This window comes from Polaromonas sp., from assembly GCF_018780625.1.
In the GTDB taxonomy this organism is placed as follows: domain Bacteria; phylum Pseudomonadota; class Gammaproteobacteria; order Burkholderiales; family Burkholderiaceae_C; genus Polaromonas.
This window is the reverse complement of record NZ_JADMJK010000195.1, coordinates 1-4,802: the sequence shown is the minus strand read 5'-3', so window position 1 is coordinate 4,802 and position 4,802 is coordinate 1. Positions and strand designations below refer to the sequence as shown.

Here is a 4,802-nt window from a genome sequence, read left to right as displayed (position 1 = left end):
CGGCGACTTGGCCGGGTGCCACCAGTTGCTCGATCTGCAGCAGTTTTATGGCTTGCTGGGTCTTGCCCGGGCGGGCATAGGCGACGACGGTGTGGGTGGTGCCTAGGTCTATGCCGACGATGTAGTGAGGGGCTGGCTTGGGCTTTTTATTCATAGCCTGGTTCACTCTATTTTGTTGGGCTGGCCGGATTCGCCCGGCAGGCGACTCACTTTCTTTGCTTCGCCAAAGAAAGTAAGCAAAGAAAGGCGACCCGCAGTCTGGGTCCCTGCGCTGCGCTTCGGGCAACCTGTGCTGCCCCGAAAAAGCGGGGGTCGAGCTCGAACTCGCTTCACTGCGTTGCGCTCAGACAATCGCTCGCCCTGATCCCGCTTTTCCGTGTCATCACAGGCCCAGCCAGGACGGGTGGGGGATGAATGCCAACAGCCGAAGCCAAAGCCAAAACGCCAGGATCAATCGCTTTGGCCGCGCACGTCAAATTCCACCTTCCAGTGCTCGCCGCCCTGGGTCGCCACGGCGGTCAGCTCCAGTGTGCCGGTGTCGGTGGCCACGGCGCGCAGCTTGACCTGCACCACCTCGCCGGCCTGCCGGCCTTCGGCGGGCAGCGTGGCCTGGATCTCGCCGAGTTCCTGCAGCTCGTCGGGTTGCCAGGCGCCCAGCAGGGTGCCCAGCTGGTCCTGCCGCCGCACCGACGAGCCCAGCAGGCGCAGGTGCACCGGCTCGCCGACCACCAGGCCGAATTCCTGCGCCAGCAGGTCGGCATCGGTGCCTTCTTCCATGCCGAACGGCGCAATGCACAGCGCCTGCACCGGCGGCTCAAAGCCCGGAATCGCGGGCATGGCCGACTCGATGGCGACGTAGTAGGCGCGCGCCGTGCCGCCGCGAATCCGCACGCCCTGGCCGCGCCGCACATAGCCGTAATAGGCCGCGCCGCGCGCCACCGCCAGGTCCATGTCGGCGCCGGCCAGCATGCGGGCCGGCTCGGCGTTTTCTTCTGCCAGCCAGCCGTTCAGCGTGGCCAGCGTGCGCTCGGTCAGCACGCTGGACTTGAACACGCCGCCGTTGAACAGCACGGCGGTCGGGTGCAGCAAGCGGGCGTTGGCATCCACCTTTCCGGCAAAGCCTTCGAGCTCGGCCGTGGCGCCGGCCTGGCGCCCCAGCAGCGCGGCCAGGTGGCGCGTCACGCCGGCGTCCTGCGCGTAGGGCAGGCCCAGCTGCGTCAGGCCGCCGCGGGTGCGGCTGGCCGGGCGGGCGCTGGCGTCCACGTGCGGAAAGAAGCCTTCCAGGATGGTGCCCCGCACCTCGGCTTGCGTCAGCTCGGTGCGGATCGCGCCGCCTATCAGTCTGGCGCCCCGGCTTGGCACCACGATGGCCTGCGCGGGCAGCGCGGCGTCGCTCAGCAGCGCTTCCTTGGCGGCGCGGCAGGCGTGGTTGAGCGCGCGCATTTGCCACGCATCCAGCTCCTTGCCTTCGGCCGCCAGCTTGCGCGCCACCACATGCGCCAGCGTCAGGTCCATGTTGTCGCCGCCCAGCAAGATGTGGTCGCCCACCGCCACGCGGTGGAGCTCCAGCTGGCCGCCGCGTTCCAGCACCGCAATCAATGAAAAGTCGCTGGTGCCGCCGCCCAGGTCAATCACCAGGATGATGTCGCCCGGCTTGACGTCCTTGCGCCAGCGGCCGGCGCTGGCCTGGATCCAGTTGTAGAGCGCGGCCTGCGGTTCTTCCAGCAGGCTCAAGGTGGGGTAACCGGCGGCACGGGCCGCTTCGGCGGTCAGTTCGCGCGCGGCCGGGTCGAACGACGCCGGAATCGTGACGGTCACGTCCTGCTGGTCAAACGGCGCGTCGGGGTGGGCTGCGTCCCAGGCGCGCCGCAGGTGGGCCAGGTAGCGGGTCGAGGCTTCAAGCGGCGAGATGCGCGCCACTTCGGGCGGCGCGTCGTGCGGCAAGATCGTCGCGCGCCGGTCCACGCCGGGGTGGCAGAGCCAGCTTTTGGCACTCGACACGAGGCGAATCGGCGTCTGCGCGCCGCGCGTGCGCGCCAGCTCGCCCACCGCAAAATCCTGGTCGGCGGCCCAGGGCAGCGTCAGGTCGCCGGCCGCCAGTTCGCTGGCGTGCGGCAGGTACAAAAAGGACGGCAGCAGCGGCAGGCTTTCAAGCGCGCCCGGCGCGGTCAGCTGCGGTATATCGAGCACGCCGTAGCGGGTGTTCTCGCCTTCGCTGGCGGCCAAGTCCACATAGGCCAGCGCGCAGTGCGTGGTGCCCAGGTCAATGCCGATGGAATAACGCGGCTCGCTCACAGTTCCACCTCGGCCTGGGCCAGCACGCTGGCGTCATGGCCCTCGGCCAGCTTGGGCAATTTCACCTCGGTGGCGCGCCAGCCGCGGTGGCTCAAGGCGCCCTGGAACGGCGCCTGGCCCACCACGTTGCCGGTCAGGCGGATGGCGCGGGCGTCAAAGCCCTGATTCAGCGTGAGGCGGCTGCCTTCGGCTTCAGGCCGTACCGGCGCCAGCGTGAAATGCTCGCGCAGCACCTTGGCGCAGCCTTCATGCACCAGCCGCGCCGGCCCGCCGATCTCGGCGTCGCTGTAGCCGCTCAGGTCTTCCTGGACGAAGTCGATCAGGCGCGCGTCGCGCTGCAGCAGGGCCAGCAGCTGCAGGGCCGCGTCGGGCGTGGCTTCCTTTCGCGGAGCGGGGACCGGAGTGGGCGCGGCTGCGGGTGTCGGCATGGGCGCTGGCGCATGGCGCAGCCCCAGCACGCGGGCGGCATAGCCGGGGTCCGACAGAATGCTGAAAAAAGCGCCAAAGGCAATCGGAATGCGCTTGAAAAAGGAAGGGGTGGAAGGGGTAGCGTCGGTCATCAATGGCTCCTGATGGCGTCGGCCAGGGGGCCGAACATGAAAAGGGGGAGGGCTAAAAAGAAAGCAGAAGGCGGGCAGCAGCGCCGGCCTTGTCGGCTGCGGGCCTTGCGCCGGGGCGCCTTCGGTTATCGGCCGCAAGGGCTTTGCGCGCTGGCGCCTGGCGGCAAAACTCTATTGTCCATAGAAAAACGTTCCCTTGCGTTGCAGGGGGTAGTTTTTAGATGTAAAAGCGCCTCTTGCGCCTGTCAGGTTTACATCTATAGCTATTTAATTAATAGCAAGTTCCTTGATTCCGGCACGTCCGCCCAGGCCCACCGCGGGGCTCCCGAAAGCAGCCGAAAAAAAAGGCACCTTCGGGTGCCATTTTTCTGGGGGCTAGCGCCAAACAGACTGTTGGTCCAAGCCTGGCGGGTTCTGATTGCTATTGAATTAGAAGCAATCAGGCGGCCTGCGCTGCGCTCAGTGCCGCATTGAACGTGGCGCTTGGGCGCATCACGGCATCGACCTTTTTGGCGTCGAGCAAGTAGTAGCCGCCAATGTCGACCGGCTTGCCCTGCACCGCCTTCAACTCGGCCACGATCTGGGCTTCGTGGTCTGCCAGCGATTGGGCCAGCGGCGCGAAATGCGCCTGCAGGTCCTTGTCTTCGGTCTGCTCTGCCAGCGCCTGCGCCCAGTACATCGCCAGGTAGAAATGGCTGCCACGGTTGTCGAGTTCGCCGGTGCGGGTCGAAGGGCCTTTGCTGTTGTCGAGCAGCTTGCCGGTGGCGTCGTCGAGCGTCTTGGCCAGGATCTTGGCCTTGCTGTTGCCGGTCTTGAGCCCCAGGTCTTCCAGCGACACGGCCAGCGCCAGGAACTCGCCCAGCGAGTCCCAGCGCAGGTGGTTTTCCTCGACCAGCTGCTGCACATGCTTGGGCGCCGAGCCGCCAGCGCCGGTTTCATACATGCCGCCGCCGGCCATCAAGGGCACGATGGACAGCATCTTGGCGCTGGTGCCCAGTTCCATGATGGGGAACAGGTCGGTCAGGTAGTCGCGCAGGATGTTGCCGGTGGCGCTGATGGTGTCCAGACCGCGGATCACGCGCTCCAGCGTGTAGCGCATGGCGCGCACCTGGCTCATGATCTGGATGTCCAGGCCGGTGGTGTCGTGCTCATGCAGGTACATCTTGACCTTGGTGATCAGCTGGGCCTCGTGCGGACGGTAGGCATCGAGCCAGAACACCACCGGCATGCCGGAGTTGCGGGCACGGTTCACGGCCAGCTTGACCCAGTCGCGGATCGCAGCATCCTTGACCTGGCACATGCGCCAGATGTCGCCGGCTTCCACGTTCTGCGAGAGCAGCACTTCGCCCGTGGCCAGGTCGGTGATGTTGGCCACGCCGTCTTCGGCAATCTCGAACGTCTTGTCGTGCGAGCCGTATTCCTCGGCCTGCTGGGCCATCAGGCCGACGTTGGGCACGGTGCCCATGGTCTTGGGGTCGAAGGCGCCGTGCCACTTGCAGAAGTTGATGATCTCCTGGTAGATGCGGGCGAAGGTCGACTCGGGCATCACGGCCTTGACGTCCTTCAGGCGGCCATCGGCGCCCCACATCTTGCCGCCGTTGCGGATCATCGCGGGCATGGAGGCGTCCACGATGATGTCGTTGGGCGAGTGGAAGTTGGTGATGCCCTTGGCCGAGTCCACCATGGCCAGCTCGGGGCGGCCTTCGTGGCAGGCGTGCAGGTCGCGCTTGATCTCGTCCTGCTTGCTTTGCGGCAGGGTGGCGATTTTCTCGTACAGGCTGGCCATGCCGTTGTTCACGTTCACGCCCAGCTCGTCAAACAGCTGGCCGTGCTTGGCAAAGGCATCCTTGTAGAAAATCTTCACGCAGTGGCCAAACACGATGGGGTGCGATACCTTCATCATCGTGGCCTTGACGTGCAGCGAGAACATCACGCCGGTCTTGTAGG

Annotated in this window: 3 protein-coding genes; all 3 read right to left on the bottom strand. The window is 66.2% G+C overall.

Translation table 11 applies throughout. The features are described 5' to 3' along the window. Positions 1-450: 450 nt before the first annotated feature. Complete coding sequence (locus tag IV091_RS14760) at positions 451-2,295, bottom strand: Hsp70 family protein (RefSeq protein ID WP_293470016.1); 1,845 nt, start codon at positions 2,293-2,295, stop codon at positions 451-453. Continuing rightward, a complete protein-coding gene (locus IV091_RS14755) occupies positions 2,292-2,855 on the bottom strand; it encodes a DUF2760 domain-containing protein (protein WP_293470015.1) in 564 nt (187 codons plus the stop codon). Before IV091_RS14755 ends, IV091_RS14760 begins: the two co-directional genes overlap by 4 nt. Before the next feature lie 439 nt (positions 2,856-3,294). Then, the coding region (locus IV091_RS14750; protein WP_293470014.1) for an NADP-dependent isocitrate dehydrogenase at positions 3,295-4,802 on the bottom strand (1,508 nt) is incomplete at its 5' end.